Below are 19,079 nucleotides of genomic sequence, written 5' to 3'. Positions count from 1 at the left end.
AATGTCCACCACCTTGTTTAAAGATTTCACCTTCGAAGCCGCTCACCGCCTGCCGCACGTACCGGAAGGACACAAGTGTGGCCGTCTGCATGGTCACTCATTTATGGTGCGTCTTGAAATTACCGGTGAAGTCGATCCACATACCGGTTGGATCATGGATTTCGCCGAGTTAAAAGCGGCGTTCAAGCCGACGTACGACAGGCTTGATCACTACTACCTGAACGATATCCCGGGCCTTGAAAACCCAACCAGCGAAGTCTTGTCCCGCTGGATTTGGGAACAGGTAAAACCGGTTGTTCCTCTGCTGAGCGCAGTGATGGTAAAAGAGACCTGCACAGCAGGTTGCGTTTATCGCGGAGAGTGATCCCAACCATGCCGGATGGCGACGCCTCGCGTCTGATCCCGGCCTACCTTATTAACACGCGTAGGCCGGGCAAGCGAAGCGCCCCCGGCAAAATTCATCAGGCAATATTCAGGTATTTATGCGTTTGCATCGACAGACGCCAGTTTCGCGCAATACAGGTATCAATACACAAACGCGTCGCATCTTCTTTCTGACTGATTGGCTGCAGCGCAATAATACGTGGTTTATCATCGCTCAACGTGGCCAGCAGTTCATCCAGCGCTTCAATATCGCGAACGCGACCCACCGGATGCTTGATTTCATTGGCTCGTTCCAGCGCCTGTGACAGTACGTCATAGCCGCCACGCATATTCACCTTCGGCGATACAGTCACCCAGGTATTCGGCGTACAGCGAACTTCGTGTGTCCCGCTGGTCTCAATCTGGCAGCTAAAGCCGTTCTTTTCCAGCAGGTCAGTCAGCGGCATCAGATCGTGAATGCAGGGTTCACCGCCGGTGATCACCACGTGTCGGGCGGTATAGCCCTGACGCTGAATAACAACCAGCAGATCTTCACTGCTCGCCGCGCCCCATTTATCACTCTCTTTCGTCTTGGCCAGGATGCTATATAAGGAGACTTCCCGATCCTCAAGCTTATCCCAGGTGTGTTTGGTATCGCACCAGGCACAGCCAACCGGGCATCCCTGTAAACGAATAAAAATGGCGGGGACGCCGGTAAAGTAACCCTCACCTTGCAGGGTCTGGAACATCTCGTTAATCGGGTACTGCATAGTCATCTCTGTTTAGGGTTATGAGCGCGTATTATCGCAGATTTGCACGCTCAGGTCTTGCCCCCGGCTGCGCTGTCCCCTGAGTTAAAAAATCATGAAACATGATCTCGTGTTTGCGTCTGCAATGTTCGAATCGCTGTGATTTAATTTCATCGCTGTCCAGGCAGCGTTTTGATGTAACAAAATATTTTTGATAATAACCTTATTAAAATAGTATAAATATTTTAAAAGTAAAATATTTCAAGCATGTACAAACGGATACATGAAATTATGAATTTACTAGTATCATGCATAGTCAAATTCGATCCGCGGTATTTTTTATATTAAAATAGGCTTAAGAAACCTAACCTTACGCTAATTTTCCATTTAATCTCCGTTTAATTATCTACGCCTAGAATCCAGTCACCCCCCTAATGAGACTGCATTCATGAATACACTATTAATTACTGGCGCAACCGGTTTTTTGGGCGGAGCCGTTTTAGAAAACATTCTGAATCAGACAAATGGATTTAATCTGCTGCTTTTAGTTCGTGCCAATAATGATGTAACTGCGCTGGAACGGATAAAGGAAAATCTGCGCAAATTCAATATTGCAGAAGAAAAGCTGGCCGCACTTAGCCCGCGGAATATCCTGTTGGGTGATTTGGTAGAACCTGAAGCGTTTCTTAACGACCCGCGTCTGGACCAGGTTACTCATGTCATCAACTGCGCCGCCGTCGCCTCTTTTGGCAACAACCCGCTTATCTGGAAAGTAAATGTCGAAGGAACGCTGAAGTTCGCCCGGAGAATGGCCAGTGTCGGCAGCCTGCAGCGCTTTCTTCACGTTGGTACAGCGATGTCATGCTCCCCAGAACCCGATTCACTGGTGGCAGAAAGTGCAGAATTTCGCGAGCGTGCTGAGCATCTGGTTGAGTATACGCACTCTAAATCCACGATAGAGCGTCTGATGCAACAGGAATGCCCAACATTACCACTGGTTATCGCGCGGCCTTCTATCGTTGTTGGTCACACTCATCATGGCTGCCAACCCTCCAGCAGTATTTTCTGGGTATTCAGCATGGGTCTGATGCTACAAAAATTTATGTGTTCGATGGAAGACCGTATTGACGTGATCCCGGTTGATTACTGCGCCGATGCATTGCTGATGTTACTGAGCAGCCCGCTCGCTCGCGGTGAAGTGGTGCACATCTCAGCAGGAGAAGAAAATAGCGTGAGGTTTGCAGATATTGATAGTGCGATGGCATCTGCGCTGGAACAAGCTCCCGTCGGCAATAAATACGCACAGGTCAGCTATGAAACGCTGGTCCAAATGCGCCGTGAGCTGAAGAATATTTTTGGCCCCTGCAACGAAAGACTGATGCTTAAAGCCATGCGTCTGTACGGCGCATTCGCAACGCTGAACGTGCGATTCAGCAATGATAAGCTGCTCAGCATGGGGATGCCGAAGCCGCCGCGTTTTACCGATTACATTGAGCGCTGTGTGCAGACGACACGTGGGCTGACTATTCCACAGCAAATGGCGGTGGACTTTAAATAGGTTGCTATTGTGCAGGCAAAAAAATGCCAGCCCGAAGGCTGGCATTTTTAAATCAGAGAAAGAACAGGATTACGCCTGACCTTTGATCTCTTTACGACCGTTGTACGGAGCGTGTTCACCCAGAGCTTCTTCGATACGAATCAGCTGGTTGTACTTAGCAACACGGTCAGAACGGCTCATAGAACCCGTTTTGATCTGGCCTGCAGCGGTACCAACAGCCAGGTCAGCGATGGTAGCATCTTCAGTTTCGCCAGAACGGTGAGAGATGACAGCAGTGTAGCCAGCGTCTTTCGCCATTTTGATCGCAGCCAGAGTTTCGGTCAGAGAACCGATCTGGTTGAATTTGATCAGGATGGAGTTAACGATGCCTTTTTCGATGCCTTCTTTCAGGATCTTGGTGTTGGTTACGAACAGATCGTCACCAACCAGCTGGATTTTGTCGCCCAGTACTTTTGTCTGGTATGCGAAACCGTCCCAGTCAGACTCGTCCAGACCATCTTCGATGGATACGATCGGGTACTGTTTGGTCAGTTCTTCCAGGAAGTGAGTGAATTCTTCGGAGGTGAACGCTTTGTTGCCTTCGCCGGCCAGAACGTATTTACCGTCTTTGTAGAATTCAGACGCTGCACAGTCCATCGCCAGAGTGATGTCTTTGCCTAGCTCGTAGCCTGCTGCTTTAACCGCTTCAGCGATTACAGCCAGAGCTTCAGCGTTGGAACCCAGGTTCGGCGCGTAGCCACCTTCGTCACCAACTGCAGTGTTCATACCTTTAGCTTTCAGGACTTTAGCCAGGTTGTGGAACACTTCGGAACCCATACGAACGGCTTCTTTCAGGGATTTAGCGCCAACCGGCTGAATCATAAATTCCTGGATGTCGACGTTGTTGTCAGCGTGCTCACCACCGTTGATGATGTTCATCATCGGAACCGGCATGGAGTATTTGCCCGGAGTACCGTTCAGTTCAGCGATGTGTGCATACAGCGGCAGGCCTTTAGCAGCAGCTGCTGCTTTGGCGTTCGCCAGGGACACAGCCAGGATGGCGTTTGCACCGAAGTTGGATTTGTTTTCAGTACCGTCCAGATCGATCATTACCTTGTCGATGCCAGCCTGATCTTTAGCATCTTTACCCAGCAGAGCCTGAGCAATCGGGCCGTTTACAGCTGCAACAGCTTTCAGTACGCCTTTACCCATGAAACGGGATTTGTCGCCATCGCGCAGTTCCAGTGCTTCGCGGGAACCAGTAGAAGCACCTGACGGAGCTGCTGCCATACCAACGAAACCACCTTCCAGGTGTACTTCGGCTTCAACAGTCGGGTTACCACGGGAGTCGATGATTTCACGACCGATGATTTTAACGATTTTGGACATTAGGTTTTCCTCAGTACAAGTTAAACTAAAACTCCAGACAAACAATGCACCCTGATGGGTGCATTGCCGTTCTAACTTTTTACTTCTTACTTCGCCTGACGCTTCTGATGTTCACTGGCGGCTTTCACAAAGCCGGCGAACAGAGGGTGCCCATCACGTGGCGTGGAAGTAAATTCCGGGTGGAACTGACAGGCCACGAACCACGGATGATTCGGTACCTCAATGATCTCGACCAACTGATCATCACCGGAACGGCCTGCAACACGCAGACCCGCAGCTTCAATCTGTTTCAACAGCATATTGTTGACTTCGTAGCGGTGGCGATGGCGTTCAACAATTGTCGGCGTACCGTACAGTTGACGAACCAGACTCTCATCGCTCAGCTGACACTGTTGCGCACCAAGACGCATTGTGCCACCCAGATCGCTCTTCTCGGTACGGACTTCGACGTTGCCGTCTTCATCACGCCATTCAGTAATCAGGGCCACGACTGGGTACTTACAGTCTGGCACAAATTCTGTGGAGTTGGCGTTGTCCATTCCCACGACGTTACGAGCAAACTCAATCAACGCAACCTGCATACCCAGGCAAATACCCAGATAAGGAATATTGTTTTCACGCGCAAAGCGCGCTGTCGCGATTTTCCCTTCAACACCACGGTAGCCGAAGCCGCCTGGGATGAGGATGGCATCAAGACCTTTCAGGATCTCAACACCACGCGTTTCAACATCCTGCGAATCAATCAGCTTGATGTTGACGGTGACACGATTCTTCAAGCCACCGTGCTTCAGCGCTTCGATAACTGACTTATAGGCATCCGGCAGTTCAATGTACTTGCCGACCATACCGATAGTCACTTCGCCTGCCGGATTGGCTTCTTCGTAGATAACCTGTTCCCATTCTGACAGATTCGCTTCCGGACAGTTCAAGCTGAATCGTTTACAAATATAATCGTCAAGGCCCTGGGATTTCAACAGGCCCGGAATTTTATAGATGGAATCGACATCTTTCAGAGAAATCACCGCTTTTTCCGGAACGTTACAGAACAATGCAATTTTTGCACGTTCATTAGCCGGAACTGCGCGATCGGAGCGGCAAATCAGGATATCTGGCTGAATACCGATAGAAAGCAGCTCTTTTACAGAGTGCTGAGTCGGTTTGGTTTTGACTTCACCTGCCGCCGCCATATACGGAACCAGCGTCAGATGCATAAACAGCGTGTGCTCACGGCCAATTTCTACAGCCATCTGGCGAATCGCTTCAAGGAACGGCAGAGATTCGATATCCCCAACGGTTCCGCCGATTTCGACCAGAACAACATCATGACCTTCACCGCCTTCCAGAACGCGCTCTTTAATGGCATTCGTGATGTGCGGAATGACCTGAACGGTCGCGCCCAGATAGTCACCACGGCGTTCTTTACGCAGAACGTCGGAGTAGATACGACCGGTGGTGAAGTTGTTACGGCGACTCATTTTGGTGCGGATGAAACGCTCATAGTGACCCAGGTCCAGGTCGGTTTCAGCGCCGTCTTCGGTAACGAACACTTCCCCGTGTTGGATAGGGCTCATAGTACCTGGATCGACGTTGATGTACGGATCCAGTTTCATCATGGTCACATTGAGGCCACGGGCTTCAAGAATGGCTGCGAGGGAGGCTGCGGCAATGCCTTTTCCCAGAGAGGATACGACCCCGCCGGTCACAAAAATATAGTTCGTTGTCATGCTGGACCTGAGAAGTTAGGGTGAAACGATGGAATTACCAAGACGGGAAAGTAGTATACCCGAACATGACGAACGCCACAAACTTTCATTATTCCCTCTCCTTCGTTCTTCAAGCCGCACCGGTGTTGGCTTCCTTCACTCACCCCAGTCACATAGCATTTCTATGTTCCTGGGATTCTTTCAGTCGCCGCCTTGTTGCGACTCGAATAACTCGAAGAGGCAGCATACAAGGTGTTTCATCAACATAACGGGAAGAGAAAATAGCCTCTTTTGGGTAAATGTTTTTGACGTAAATCAATCGCTTGTTATTTAAAAAATCACACAAATCGTCCTTGACCGACGAAATCCCTTAGAGATCAATTTCCTGTCGTTTTACCTGTTGCCAAACTTCTTCCATTGTTTCCAGATCAACACCTGTCATTTCCAGACCGCGGGCTGCCACAATTCGCTCAACCTCACGAAAACGACGCTCGAATTTTTCATTCGCTTTCTGCAATGCCGTCTCTGCTTTTGTCCCTAAATGACGGGCCATATTGACCGTGGCAAACAGCAGGTCGCCCATTTCCTCCTCCAGTTTAGCCTGGTCAACGACAGCCTGCTTCGCCTCGAACATGACTTCGTCAATCTCTTCGTAAACTTTGTCGACAACCGGTCCTAATGTCTTCCAGTCAAAGCCAACATTGGAGCAGCGTTTCTGGATTTTCTGAGCGCGCATTAGCGCCGGTAAACTTCGGGGAATATCGTCCAGCGCGGAATGTTGTGACTTCTCAGCACGTTCTTCGCTTTTGATCTGTTCCCAGCGGGTCAGCACTTCGCCGCTAGTGCTGGCAGAAACATCTGCAAATACATGCGGGTGGCGGCGTTCAAGCTTATCGCTTATCGCAGCGCAGATATCATCAAAGTTGAAGCGCCCTTCTTCCTGCGCCATCTGGGCGTAAAACACCACCTGGAACAGTAGGTCGCCCAGCTCTCCACGCAGGTCGTCGAAATCTTCACGCGCAATCGCGTCCAGCACTTCATAGGTTTCTTCTAGGGTGTAAGGGGCAATCGTGGCGAATGTCTGCTCTTTGTCCCACGGACAGCCGTTTTCCGGGTCGCGCAGGCGCTGCATAATACCGAGCAGTCGGTCGATTTGATTCATGTGAAAATCCTGAAATTTCAATACGGTAGGCCGGACAAGGCATTTATGTCGCCATCCGGCGCTGCGAAATCGCCGGATGGCGGCTTCGCCTTATCCGGCCTACGTTCTTATTAATTACCGTGCAAGCGACGTGCGTCGATCACATCCGGCACCTGGTTCAGTTTGCCGAGCACGCGTCCGAGCACCTGCAGGTTGTAGATTTCGATGGTCATATCAATGGTGGCCAACTGCTGTTTGGTATCACTCCGGCTGGCAACCCCCAGCACGTTTACTTTTTCGTTAGCAAGAATCGTCGTGATATCACGTAACAAGCCGCTCCGATCGTTCGCCTGCACACGAACGACCAGCGAGTACCCTGCCGAGTAGCTTTCCCCCCAAACCGCATCAACGATACGTTCTGGGGCATGTGAGCGCAGCTCTGTCAGTTGTTCACAATCAGCCCGGTGCACGGAAATACCGCGTCCCTGGGTGATAAACCCGACAATCTCATCGCCAGGGATAGGCTGGCAGCAGCGCGCGATATGGTGCATCAGGTTTCCAACCCCTTCGACCACCACTCGGCCATCGTCTTTTCGGCGAGTCTGCGGGGCCTGCGTTTTCTGCTGAAGCTGTTTCAGCGCGGCGGCATCCTGTTCAGCCGCGCTAGGTTTATTAAACTGCGCTTGCAGGAAGTTGACCATCTGGTTGAGGCGGATGTCACCGCCGCCAATCGCCGCCAGCAGCTCTTCCAGCTCATTAAAGCTGTAACGCGGAAGCAGGTGTTTTTCAGCCTCTTTCAGGCTAATACCCAGGTGTGCCAGTTCATCATCGAGGATCTGACGACCAGCCAGAATATTCTTGTCCCGGTCCTGTTTACGGAACCAGGCGTGGATCTTCGAGCGCCCCCGGCTGGTCGTCACGTAGCCGAGGTTAGGGTTCAACCAGTCGCGGCTTGGGTTTGGCTGTTTCTGGGTGATAATTTCAATTTGATCGCCCATCTGCAGCTGATAAGTAAACGGTACGATGCGACCGCCAATTTTCGCGCCAATGCAACGATGCCCCACATCACTGTGGATGTGATAAGCAAAATCGAGCGGCGTTGAGCCCGCCGGTAAGTCCACGACATCGCCTTTTGGCGTAAAGACGTAAACTCTGTCGTCAAAGACCTGGCTCCGCACTTCATCCAGCATTTCACCGGAATCCGCCATCTCTTCCTGCCAGGCTATCAGTTTACGCAGCCACGCAATGCGGTCTTCATGACCAGAACGCGCCGCGCCTGAAGCGGTACCTTCTTTGTACTTCCAGTGTGCAGCAACGCCCAGCTCGGCATCTTCGTGCATCTGTTTGGTACGGATCTGGATTTCAATGGTTTTACCACCAGGCCCCAGCACAACCGTATGGATTGACTGGTAACCGTTAGGCTTTGGATTGGCAACGTAGTCATCGAACTCATCAGGCAGATGGCGATAGTGAGTGTGCACGATCCCCAGTGCGGCATAGCAATCCTGTAAACGCTCAGCCACGATACGCACCGCGCGCACATCGAACAGTTCGTCAAAAGCCAACTGCTTCTTCTGCATTTTGCGCCAGATACTGTAAATATGCTTCGGACGCCCGTACACCTCGGCTTTTACACCTTCGGTTTTCATCTCTGAACGCAGATGCCCAACAAACTCGTCGATATAGTGTTCTCTGTCGATACGACGTTCATGCAGCAGTTTAGCAATGCGTTTGTATTCGGCTGGGTGCAGGTAGCGGAAGCAGTAATCTTCCAGCTCCCATTTTAATTGCCCGATACCTAATCGGTTAGCCAGCGGGGCATAGATATTGGTGCACTCTTTTGCCGCCAGCACGCGTTCATCTTCCGGCGCGTCTTTCACTTCTCGCAGATGGGCAATACGTTCCGCCAGCTTGATGACCACACAGCGGAAGTCGTCGACCATTGCCAGCAGCATACGACGAACGTTATCAACCTGCTCGGAAGAGACGGAGTCGGTATGCGTGGCTTTTAGCTGGCGTATTGCCGCCATATCACGCACACCATGGATAAGGTTAACGATTGACGTGCCTACGCTCTCGCGCAGGATGTCTTCACTCACCACATTGGCATCCGCCAGAGGGAACAGCATCGCCGCGCGCAGCGTGTCGATATCCATACTCAACATGGAGAGTATTTCCACCATTTCGACGCCACGCCACAGCAGCAGATCCGCATCCGGATGCCCCTGTGTCTGCTGCAGGCAATACGCCCAGGTTTCGGCTAAGCGTTCACACGACTGCTGGCTGGAGATCCCCAGACTCGCGATCCATTTCTTGGGATCAAACTCACCAGCTTTATTTATATGTGCACTTCTTACCGCAACCATCGTCCTCTCCTTAAGGGGCCAGGCCTGTCGAAGTCGACAAGCCGTACCCATTGTCTTTCACGCTGCGTGACAACCCGAAATCCAATGGGTACAAAATTCATTACAAACGCTCAAACAGGACCATCGATTCCAGATGTCCAGTGTGCGGGAACATATCGAGCATCGCCAGTCGCCGAACGGTATATCCTGCATTGAGTAACGCTTCGCTGTCACGAGCCAGCGTAGCAGGATTACAGGATACATAAACAACGCGGCCAGGGTTTAATTTTATAATATGTTGCATCACACCGGCAGCCCCCGCACGCGCAGGATCGAGCAATACTTTGTCAAATCCGTTTTTTGCCCATGGTTGTTTGGTGACATCTTCTTCAAGGTTTTCATGAAAGAATGTCACATTGTGTAGTCCGTTATTCCGCGCATTTTCCCGGCCTTTTTCCACCAGCGCAGGGACACCTTCAACACCCACAACGCTCGCTGCTCGTACGGCCAACGGCAACGTAAAGTTCCCCATACCACAGAACAAATCGAGCACTCGGTCCTCTGGCTGCACATCCAGCCATTCCAGCGCACAGGAAACCATTTTCTGGTTTACCCCTTCATTGACCTGGATAAAATCACGCGGGCTGAAGGTTAAACGTAGTCCATTTGAATCATACCAGGGCGATTCTTCTGAATTTGATTCCAGTATCTCGCTTTGCGGAGCCAGAAACAAAGACAGTCCCTGAGAATGCGAAAAGCGTTCCAGTTTTTCTTTATCCGCGGTATTCAGTAGCGCAGTGTGGCGCAAAATCATCAGGGTTCCACTTCCAGCCTGCACCAATTCGACATGCCCCAAGTGACGCAGCCCCTGCAGACTCTGCAGGCATGCCCGAATTTCAGGCAGCAGAGCCTCAAGTTGGGGCACTAAAATAGGGCATTGCTGCACATCGATAATGTCGCTGGAGCCGGACTTGCGAAATCCCATCTGCAATTGCTGCTCTTTCGCGCGATAGTTCAGACTTAAACGCGCGCGGCGTCGATAACCCCACGGGGTATCGGCGATAACTTCCGTCACCTCACATTTCATTAAACGCGATAACGCCGCACTTTTGCTACGCTGCTGCAACGAGATGCTGGCGTGCTGCTGTTGACAGCCACCACAGACCCCAAAATGTGGACAACGTGGCACTTCACGTTCCGAACTGTCGTTTAAACGACGTTTGACTTGCGCACGGGCAAACTGTTTTTTATCTTCAGTAATCACCACTTCTGCGCTTTCCTGAGGCAGCAATTCCGGTATAAACAGGGCTTTCCCGTTATGACGAGCAACGCCCTGACCAAAAGAATCAAGGTCATTGACGGTAACGGTTATGATCTGACGCGTCGTCACGCGTCGTTTTGCAGAGTAGAATTGCGCCATCGACGAGAATTTTCTCTATTTAACAGTGTGACCCTAATTGTCCCATAACGGAACTCCATGACCAACTACAGCCTGCGCGCACGCATGATGATTCTGATCCTGGCCCCGACCGTCCTGATAGGTTTGCTGCTCAGTATCTTTTTTGTTGTGCATCGCTATAACGACTTGCAGCGTCAACTGGAAGATGCTGGTGCCAGCATCATCGAGCCACTCGCGGTATCCAGCGAATACGGCATGAACTTGCAAAACCGGGAATCCATCGGCCAGCTTATCAGCGTGTTGCATCGTCGCCATTCCGATATTGTGCGGGCAATTTCCGTCTATGACGAAAATAACCGACTATTCGTCACCTCCAACTTTCATCTTGATCCGTCAGAGATGCAATTGGCTACCGGATCGCCATTTCCGCGAAAGCTGAGCGTCACCCGGCACGGGGATATCATGATCCTGCGCACCCCTATTATATCGGAAAGCTATTCACCGGATGAGTCTGCCGTAAGCGATGCGAAGAACACCAAAAATATGTTGGGGTATGTGGCGCTTGAGCTGGACCTCAAGTCCGTGCGTTTACAGCAGTACAAAGAGATCTTTATCTCCAGCGTTATGATGCTGTTTTGTATTGGTATTGCGTTAATTTTCGGCTGGCGTCTGATGCGTGACGTGACCGGCCCAATTCGCAACATGGTGAATACCGTTGACCGAATACGTAGAGGTCAGCTCGATAGCCGCGTGGAAGGTTTCATGTTGGGCGAACTGGATATGCTGAAAAATGGCATCAACTCGATGGCGATGTCTCTCGCCGCCTACCATGAAGAGATGCAGCACAATATCGATCAGGCGACTTCAGATCTGCGCGAAACGCTGGAGCAGATGGAGATCCAAAACGTTGAGCTGGATCTGGCAAAGAAACGCGCTCAGGAAGCTGCACGTATTAAATCAGAGTTCCTGGCGAACATGTCTCACGAGCTACGTACACCGCTAAACGGTGTCATTGGCTTTACACGCCTGACACTGAAAACCGAGCTAAATACCACTCAGCGCGATCACCTGAATACGATTGAACGCTCTGCCAACAACCTGCTCGCTATCATCAATGATGTGCTCGACTTCTCTAAACTGGAAGCGGGTAAACTGATTCTGGAAAGCATACCGTTCCCGCTGCGCAGCACACTGGATGACGTCGTAACGCTGTTAGCGCACTCCTCCCATGATAAAGGGCTTGAGCTAACACTGAATATTAAAAATGACGTTCCGGACAATGTGATTGGCGACCCGCTGCGCCTGCAACAGGTCATTACCAACCTGGTCGGCAATGCCATCAAATTTACCGAGAGCGGCAATATCGACATTTTGGTTGAAAAACGCGCGCTCAGTAACACAAAAGTCCAGATTGAAGTTCAAATCCGCGATACCGGCATTGGCATCCCGGAACGCGATCAGTCACGTCTGTTCCAGGCTTTCCGTCAGGCTGATGCCAGCATTTCGCGCCGTCACGGTGGTACCGGACTTGGCCTTGTGATCACACAAAAACTGGTCAATGAAATGGGCGGGGATATCTCGTTCCATAGCCAACCAAATCGCGGTTCCACCTTCTGGTTCCATATCAGTCTTGATCTCAATCCTAATGTTCTCAGCGATCGTTCAACCACCCGCTGTCTGGCCGGTAAACGACTGGCTTACGTTGAACCAAATGCTACCGCCGCGCAATGCACGCTAGATATCTTGAGTGAAACACCGCTGGAGGTGATTTACAGTCCTTCATTCTCTGCATTACCGGCAGAACACTACGATATCCTGCTACTTGGTGTACCCGTCACTTTACGCGAGCCGCTCACCATGCAGCATGAACGGCTGGCAAGCGCAGCCGCGATGACCGATTTCCTGTTGCTGGCGCTGCCTTGCCATGCGCAGATTAACGCTGAAAAATTAAAGCAAGGCGGCGCGGCAGCATGTCTGTTAAAACCGCTCACCTCAACCCGATTGCTGCCTGCGTTAACCGAGTATTGCCACCTGAACCAGGGGGCAGAACTCCAGTTGTTAGATGAAAGCAAGATTGCGATGACCGTGATGGCGGTGGACGACAACCCGGCGAACCTGAAGCTTATCGGCGCATTGCTTGAAGATAAGGTGCAGCACGTCGAGCTGTGCGACAGCGGGCAGCAGGCGGTGGACAGAGCCAAACAAATGCAGTTTGATCTGATCCTGATGGATATTCAGATGCCAGACATGGACGGTATTCGCGCCTGTGAACTGATCCATCAGCTTCCACACCAGCAGCAGACACCGGTTATTGCGGTAACGGCACATGCCATGGCAGGACAAAAAGAGAAGTTACTCAGCGCCGGAATGAACGACTACCTCGCTAAGCCGATTGAAGAAGATAAATTGCACAGTTTGCTGTTGCGCTATAAGCCCGGTGCCGGCACATCAGCCCGGACTATCGTGACGGAACCCCTTGAACCCGTCATCAACCTGAATACGACCCTCGACTGGCAACTGGCGTTGAGACAGGCTGCCGGTAAAAACGATCTGGCGCGGGATATGCTGCAAATGCTGATCGATTTCTTGCCTGAAGTCCGTAACAGAATTGAAGAGCAACTGGTGGGCGAAAACCCTGAAGGGTTGGTGGACTTGATTCATAAACTACACGGCAGCTGCGGTTACAGCGGGGTTCCTCGCATGAAAAACCTGTGCCAGCTCATTGAGCAGCAGTTACGTAGCGGGACCAAAGAAGAAGAGCTGGAACCAGAGTTTTTAGAGCTTCTTGATGAGATGGACAACGTCGCGCGGGAAGCGAAACGGATATTGGGGTGATATTCGCCGGATGCAGCGTTAACGCCTTATCCGGCCTACAGGTTTCGCTGTTTACCGCAGATCCGATAAGCGTCGCGCATCGGGCACATCGCCGGAGGCGGCGTAAACGCCTTATCCGGCCAATACCTCAGCGTAACTGCTGCCCCGCTTTAAGCGTTGCGGCCACGTTTCGTGCCGTCATCCGCACATTTTCACTCGCATTATCCAGCGCCTCATCCAGCGTGCAAATGGTATAAATCACGCTAAACACGGCATCAATTCCATGCTCATGCACCACGCCAACATCTGGCGTCAGGCTGCCTGCAATACCAATGACGGGCTTGTTATATCACTTTGCAACGTTCGCTACGCCAACCGGAACTTTGCCATGGATCGTCTGACTGTCAATACGCCCTTCCCCGGTCACAACTAAATCTGCATCCGCAACGCAGTCATCAAGGTGTAACGCGTCCGTCACGATCTCGATACCACGGCGTAGCTGCGCGCCGCAAAACGCATACAGCGCCGCCCCCATGCCGCCAGCCGCGCCACCGCCCGCCAGTTCCAACACGTTAACATCCAGATCGCGGGCAATCAGTTGCGCATAGTGCGTGAGCGCATTATCCAGACGGGTAATCATCTCTGGCGTTGCCCCTTTTTGCGGACCAAATACTGCAGAAGCGCCCTCTTTACCGGTCAGCGGATTCGTGACATCGCAGGCCACTTCAATACGACAGGTAGCAAGGCGCTTATCTAACGCTGAAATATCTATCCTGGTGAGCGATTCCAGACCGATCCCGCCTTGTGCAATCTGGTTATTCTGCGCATCCAGCAATTTGGCGCCCAGAGCCTGCACCATACCGGCACCACCATCATTAGTCGCGCTACCGCCAATCCCGATGATGATGTGTTCTACACCCGCATCCAGCGCATGGCGAATCAACTCTCCGGTCCCCCATGAGGTGGTTTTCAGCGGGTCGCGTAACCCTGCCGGAACCCGCTCTAACCCACTGGCGGCCGCCATCTCGATAAACGCTGAACGCTCATCTCCCGATAACCCATAAAATGCCCGAACCTTACTTCCCAGGGGACCCGTTACATCAACATGCACAAGGTGGCCCGCCGTAGCGGCAACCATCGCCTCGACCGTTCCTTCACCACCATCAGCGACCGGTATCTTTACGTAATCCGCATCAGGCCAGATCTCACGAAAACCCTGCTCAATGGCAGTTGCCACCTCAAGCGCACTCAAACTCTCTTTATAAGAATCCGGTGCAATTACTATTTTCATAAGCCGTCCTTACGCATGTTGATTCTGTTAATCATACACCTGGAGATGTGCCGGTTCCTGTCAGAACCGGCATAACGCTTAGCGCACCATGCATGGGCGTTTATTATCAAAGGTCCAGTTCGGGATCAGGTACTGCATTCCCATCGCGTCATCACGCGCGCCCAGGCCATGTTGCTGGTACAGCTCGTGCGCTTTCATCACCTGGTCCATATCCAGTTCTACACCCAGACCCGGCTTCGCTGGTACCTGTACCATGCCGCCTTTAATGTCGAACGGCTCTTTGGTCAGGCGTTGGTTACCTTCCTGCCAGATCCAGTGGGTATCAATGGCCGTAATTTTACCTGGCGCTGCCGCCGCCACATGAGTAAACATCGCCAGCGAAATATCAAAGTGGTTGTTAGAGTGTGAACCCCAGGTGAGGCCAAACTCATGACACATCTGCGCCACGCGAACAGAGCCCTGCATAGTCCAGAAATGCGGGTCAGCCAGCGGAATATCCACCGACTGCAACGACAGCGTGTGACCCATCTGACGCCAGTCGGTAGCGATCATATTGGTCGCCGTCGGCAGGCCCGTAGCGCGACGGAATTCCGCCATCACTTCACGCCCAGAGAAACCCTGCTCCGCGCCACACGGATCTTCAGCATAAGCCAGCGATCCTTTCAGATACTTACCGATCTTGATCGCTTCATTCAACGACCAGGCGCCGTTGGGATCGAGCGTTACGCGGGCATGCGGGAAACGCTTCGCCAACGCGACGATAGATTCCGCTTCCTCTTCCCCTGCCAGCACGCCACCTTTCAGTTTAAAGTCGTTGAAACCATATTTCTCATACGCCGCTTCCGCCAGGCGCACCACCGCATCCGGGGTCATCGCCTCTTCATGACGCAGGCGATACCAGTCGCATTTCTCATCCGGTTGGCTCTGATACGGCAGCGGTGTCGCGTTGCGGTTGCCGACGAAGAACAGATACCCCAACATTTCCACTTCGCTACGCTGCTGACCATCACCCAACAGAGACGCGACATTCACCCCCAGGTGCTGGCCTAACAGATCCAACATTGCCGCTTCGATCCCGGTAACCACATGAATAGTGGTACGTAAATCAAAGGTCTGCAAACCACGTCCACCAGCATCCCGATCGGCAAAGGTATTGCGGACCGTATTCAGTACGTTTTTGTATTCACCTAACGTTTTGCCCACCACCAGCGGAATCGCATCTTCCAGAGTCTGACGAATTTTCTCGCCGCCGGGAATTTCGCCCACTCCGGTATGACCAGAATTATCTTTGATAATCACAATATTACGCGTGAAGAACGGGGCATGTGCGCCGCTCAGGTTCATCAACATGCTGTCGTGGCCCGCAACCGGGATCACCTGCATAGCGGTCACTACTGGGGTAGAAAATTGTGCGCTCATTATCGTGTCCTTATTCAAAATCAGTGACGGCCGAAAACGGGACGTTTACGGTCAAAAGTCCATCCGGGGATCAGATACTGCATCGGTGCTGCGTCATTACGCGCACCGCCGGGCAATGCTTTATAGGCTTCATGCGCTTTCTGCACCTGATCCCAGTCCAGTTCCACACCCAGACCGGGTGCATCTGGAACCGCAATTTTTCCGTTCTTTATTTCCAGCGGATTCTTCGTCAGACGGCAATCGCCCTCCTGCCAAATCCAGTGCGTGTCGATGGCTGTCGGATTACCCGGCGCTGCCGCACCGACATGAGTAAACATTGCCAGAGAAATATCAAAGTGGTTATTGGAATGGCATCCCCAGGTCAGGCCCCAGTCATCGCACAACTGTGCCACGCGCACGGCACCAGAAAGCGTCCAGAAGTGCGGATCGGCCAGCGGAATATCGACTGCATTCAGCATTACCGCGTGGCCCATTTCGCGCCAGTTAGTAGCAATCATGTTGGTCGCCACCGGCAAACCGGTCGCGCGGCGGAATTCCGCCATCACTTCACGCCCGGAAAATCCCTGTTCAGCGCCGCACGGATCTTCGGCGTAGGTCAGAACATCATTTAGCCCTTTGCACAAGGCGATCGCTTCATCCAGCAGCCAGGCACCGTTAGGGTCCACCGTAATGCGTGCATCCGGGAAGCCTGCTTTCAGCGCACGGGCGGTTTCAATTTCTTGCTCACCCGGCAGCACACCGCCCTTCAGTTTGAAATCTTTAAAGCCATAACGATCCTGTGACGCCTGCGCCAGACGCACCACCGCGTCGCTGGTCATTGCTTGCTGGTGACGTAAGTGATACCACTCATGTTTACCCGGCGTACTTTCCAGATACGGCAGATCGGTTTTGGTGCGATCGCCGACATAGAACAGATAACCGAGCACAGTCACTGCATCACGCTGCTTACCCGGACCTAACAGCTCGCAGACCGGTACATTCAGCGCTTTGCCCAGCAGATCCAGCAGCGCGGCTTCCAGCGCCGCCACTGCATTGACGCGCAGCTCAAATGTCCAGGCGCCGTTGCCGAAGGTATCAAAGTCGGCAGCCTGATTGCCTTTATGCTCCTGCTGAACCACCTTATTCAGGCGGGCCACTTCCTGGCCTAACACCTGCGGAATAGCGTCCACCAGCGTTTGGTAGATCACTTCACCGCCCGGCGCTTCACCCACACCGGTGTGTCCGGCGTTATCGGTAAGGACCACGATATTGCGGGTAAACCAGGCGTTATGCGCGCCACCAATATTGAGCAGCATGCTGTCATGACCGGCCACCGGGATGACCTTCATATCGGTAATAACGGGACTCGATTGTGTTGTCATCATCATTGTCCTGCGACAGGTTTCAGTTCGATACGTTTAATATCACCCACCAGCACCAGATAGCTCACTACGGCAATCAGCGCATGCACCCCGACGTAAATCAACGCGCCGTTAAATGAGCCGGTGGTCCCTACGATGTAGCCGATAGCAATTGGCGTGACAATCCCGGAGATGTTGCCAAACATATTGAACAGACCGCCGCTCAGGCCGCTAATTTCTTTGGGGGCCGTGTCTGCCATTACCGCCCAGCCCAGCGCACCAATACCTTTACCGAAGAAGGCCAGCGCCATAAAGCCGATGATCATCCACTCCACGTTGACGTAGTTACAGAACACCATCACCATCGACAACAGCATACCCAGCACGATTGGCGTTTTACGGGCGATATTTAGCGAGCCGGTACGGCGCATCAGCCAGTCGGAAATAATGCCGCCGAGCACGCCGCCTGCGAATCCGCATATGGCCGGGACCGAGGCAACAAAACCGGCTTTCAAAATCGACATGCCGCGCGCCTGTACCAGATAAACCGGGAACCAGGTGATAAAGAAGTAGGTCAACGCGTTTATGCAGTATTGGCCGATGTAAATACCGATCATCATCCGTGAACCCAGCAGTTGCTTGATCTGCCCCCACTTCACGCTGAACGGTACTTTGGCTTTGGCGGCCGCCTGATCCATGTTGATCAGCGCCCCGCCTTCGGCAATGTACTCCAGCTCTTTTTGGTTTACACCCGGATGCTGGTTCGGTTCGTGAATCACTTTCAGCCAGACAAAGCTGATGATGATCCCGAGTCCACCCATAAAGAAGAACACGTGAGACCAGCCCACTTCGTGGGTCAGCCAGCCCATGATTGGCGCGAAGATAACGGTGGCAAAGTATTGCGCAGAGTTAAAGATAGCGACCGCCGTTCCCCTTTCCTGCGCAGGGAACCACGCCGCCACAATGCGACTGTTGCCGGGGAAGGAGGGTGCTTCAGCTAGCCCCACGAGGAAGCGCAGGGTAAACAGCGCAACGATAATGCCGAAGCCGCTAAAGATATCAACGAAGCCTTGCAGCAAGGTAAACATGGACCAAATAAAGATGGACCAGAAATAAACGCGTTTTGAACCAAAGCGGTCAAGCAGCCAGCCGCCGGGGATCTGGCCGATAACATAGGCCCATGAAAAAGCGGAAAATACATAGCCCATCCCGACCGCATCCAGACCAATGTCTTTGGCCATTTCTGAACCGGCAATGGATAACGTGGCGCGGTCGCCGTAGTTGAAGGATGTGACGATAAACAACATCACCACTATCCAGTAGCGAGCGTTAGTGCGTTTTTCCGCGCTGCTCGCCGCCTGACTTAATGAACTCATTGTTGCACTCCTGAGTCTTGGCTTTCGCCAGTTCATTCTGTACAGCACCTGTAGGGTGATCAGAATGAGAGGTTAGTGTGGGGCAGTTTTGGTACAGCTCGGGGCCGTTTTATTCTGACTCGCTGCCTTTCCGGGAACTGACGGGAAAAGTATATGAAGGAGTGCCTCTTTCCCTCACCGTGCAGGAACACAACATTAGAGAGGCAGTGAGAA

At 52.3% G+C, this 19,079-nt stretch carries 12 protein-coding genes and 1 pseudogene; 3 read left to right on the top strand and 10 right to left on the bottom strand.

What is annotated here, in order from left to right:
• The first annotated feature begins 1 nt into the window (after position 1).
• Positions 2 to 364 (top strand): 6-carboxytetrahydropterin synthase QueD, encoded by a 363-nt coding sequence (gene queD, locus FDX19_RS11110; protein ID WP_041686189.1) that lies wholly within the window; start codon positions 2 to 4, stop codon positions 362 to 364.
• Positions 365 to 461: 97 nt separating this feature from the next.
• On the opposite strand, the gene queE is transcribed toward queD, so the two are convergent.
• On the bottom strand, positions 462 to 1,133 hold the full coding sequence (queE, locus tag FDX19_RS11105; RefSeq protein ID WP_137382744.1) for a 7-carboxy-7-deazaguanine synthase QueE: 672 nt from the start codon (positions 1,131 to 1,133) through the stop codon (positions 462 to 464).
• 427 nt (positions 1,134 to 1,560) lie between these two features.
• On the opposite strand from queE, the gene FDX19_RS11100 reads away from it, so the two are divergent.
• The gene (locus FDX19_RS11100; protein WP_137382743.1) at positions 1,561 to 2,670 is read left to right on the top strand and encodes an SDR family oxidoreductase; all 1,110 of its coding nucleotides are present in this window, start codon (positions 1,561 to 1,563) and stop codon (positions 2,668 to 2,670) included.
• Positions 2,671 to 2,739: 69 nt separating this feature from the next.
• Here the strand turns inward: FDX19_RS11100 and eno are convergent, their stop codons facing one another.
• The 5 genes from eno to rlmD all read right to left on the bottom strand — a co-directional run bounded on the left by eno (position 2,740) and on the right by rlmD (position 10,647).
• The gene (gene eno / locus FDX19_RS11095) at positions 2,740 to 4,038 is read right to left on the bottom strand and encodes a phosphopyruvate hydratase (RefSeq protein ID WP_137382742.1); all 1,299 of its coding nucleotides are present in this window, start codon (positions 4,036 to 4,038) and stop codon (positions 2,740 to 2,742) included.
• 86 nt (positions 4,039 to 4,124) lie between these two features.
• Entirely contained in the window at positions 4,125 to 5,762 is a 1,638-nt protein-coding gene (gene pyrG, locus FDX19_RS11090; protein ID WP_005130912.1) for a glutamine hydrolyzing CTP synthase, read from the bottom strand.
• 349 nt (positions 5,763 to 6,111) lie between these two features.
• Entirely contained in the window at positions 6,112 to 6,903 is a 792-nt protein-coding gene (gene mazG, locus FDX19_RS11085; RefSeq protein ID WP_137382741.1) for a nucleoside triphosphate pyrophosphohydrolase, read from the bottom strand.
• Between the two features lie 110 nt (positions 6,904 to 7,013).
• Positions 7,014 to 9,248 (bottom strand): GTP diphosphokinase, encoded by a 2,235-nt coding sequence (gene relA / locus FDX19_RS11080; RefSeq protein ID WP_137382740.1) that lies wholly within the window; start codon positions 9,246 to 9,248, stop codon positions 7,014 to 7,016.
• A 100-nt stretch (positions 9,249 to 9,348) separates the two neighbouring features.
• Entirely contained in the window at positions 9,349 to 10,647 is a 1,299-nt protein-coding gene (gene rlmD / locus FDX19_RS11075) for a 23S rRNA (uracil(1939)-C(5))-methyltransferase RlmD (protein WP_137382739.1), read from the bottom strand.
• Positions 10,648 to 10,704: 57 nt separating this feature from the next.
• Here rlmD and barA point away from each other — a divergent pair, with 57 nt between their 5' ends.
• Positions 10,705 to 13,461, top strand: coding sequence for a two-component sensor histidine kinase BarA (gene barA / locus FDX19_RS11070; RefSeq protein WP_137382738.1), 2,757 nt, complete (start codon positions 10,705 to 10,707; stop codon positions 13,459 to 13,461).
• A 127-nt stretch (positions 13,462 to 13,588) separates the two neighbouring features.
• On the opposite strand, the pseudogene FDX19_RS11065 reads toward barA, so the two are convergent.
• The 4 genes and pseudogenes from FDX19_RS11065 to gudP form a co-directional block, all read right to left on the bottom strand.
• Positions 13,589 to 14,731: pseudogene (locus tag FDX19_RS11065) on the bottom strand (glycerate kinase).
• Positions 14,732 to 14,809: 78 nt separating this feature from the next.
• Positions 14,810 to 16,150 (bottom strand): glucarate dehydratase, encoded by a 1,341-nt coding sequence (gene gudD / locus FDX19_RS11060; protein WP_137382737.1) that lies wholly within the window; start codon positions 16,148 to 16,150, stop codon positions 14,810 to 14,812.
• 20 nt (positions 16,151 to 16,170) lie between these two features.
• The gene (locus tag FDX19_RS11055; protein ID WP_137382736.1) at positions 16,171 to 17,511 is read right to left on the bottom strand and encodes an enolase C-terminal domain-like protein; all 1,341 of its coding nucleotides are present in this window, start codon (positions 17,509 to 17,511) and stop codon (positions 16,171 to 16,173) included.
• 2 nt (positions 17,512 to 17,513) lie between these two features.
• Complete coding sequence (gudP, locus tag FDX19_RS11050) at positions 17,514 to 18,866, bottom strand: galactarate/glucarate/glycerate transporter GudP (protein ID WP_137382735.1); 1,353 nt, start codon at positions 18,864 to 18,866, stop codon at positions 17,514 to 17,516.
• Positions 18,867 to 19,079 lie beyond the last annotated feature (213 nt).

It is taken from the genome of Citrobacter sp. wls619 (genome assembly GCF_005281345.1).
Lineage (GTDB): Bacteria > Pseudomonadota > Gammaproteobacteria > Enterobacterales > Enterobacteriaceae > Citrobacter.
This window is presented reverse-complemented; position numbering and strand designations above follow the sequence as displayed.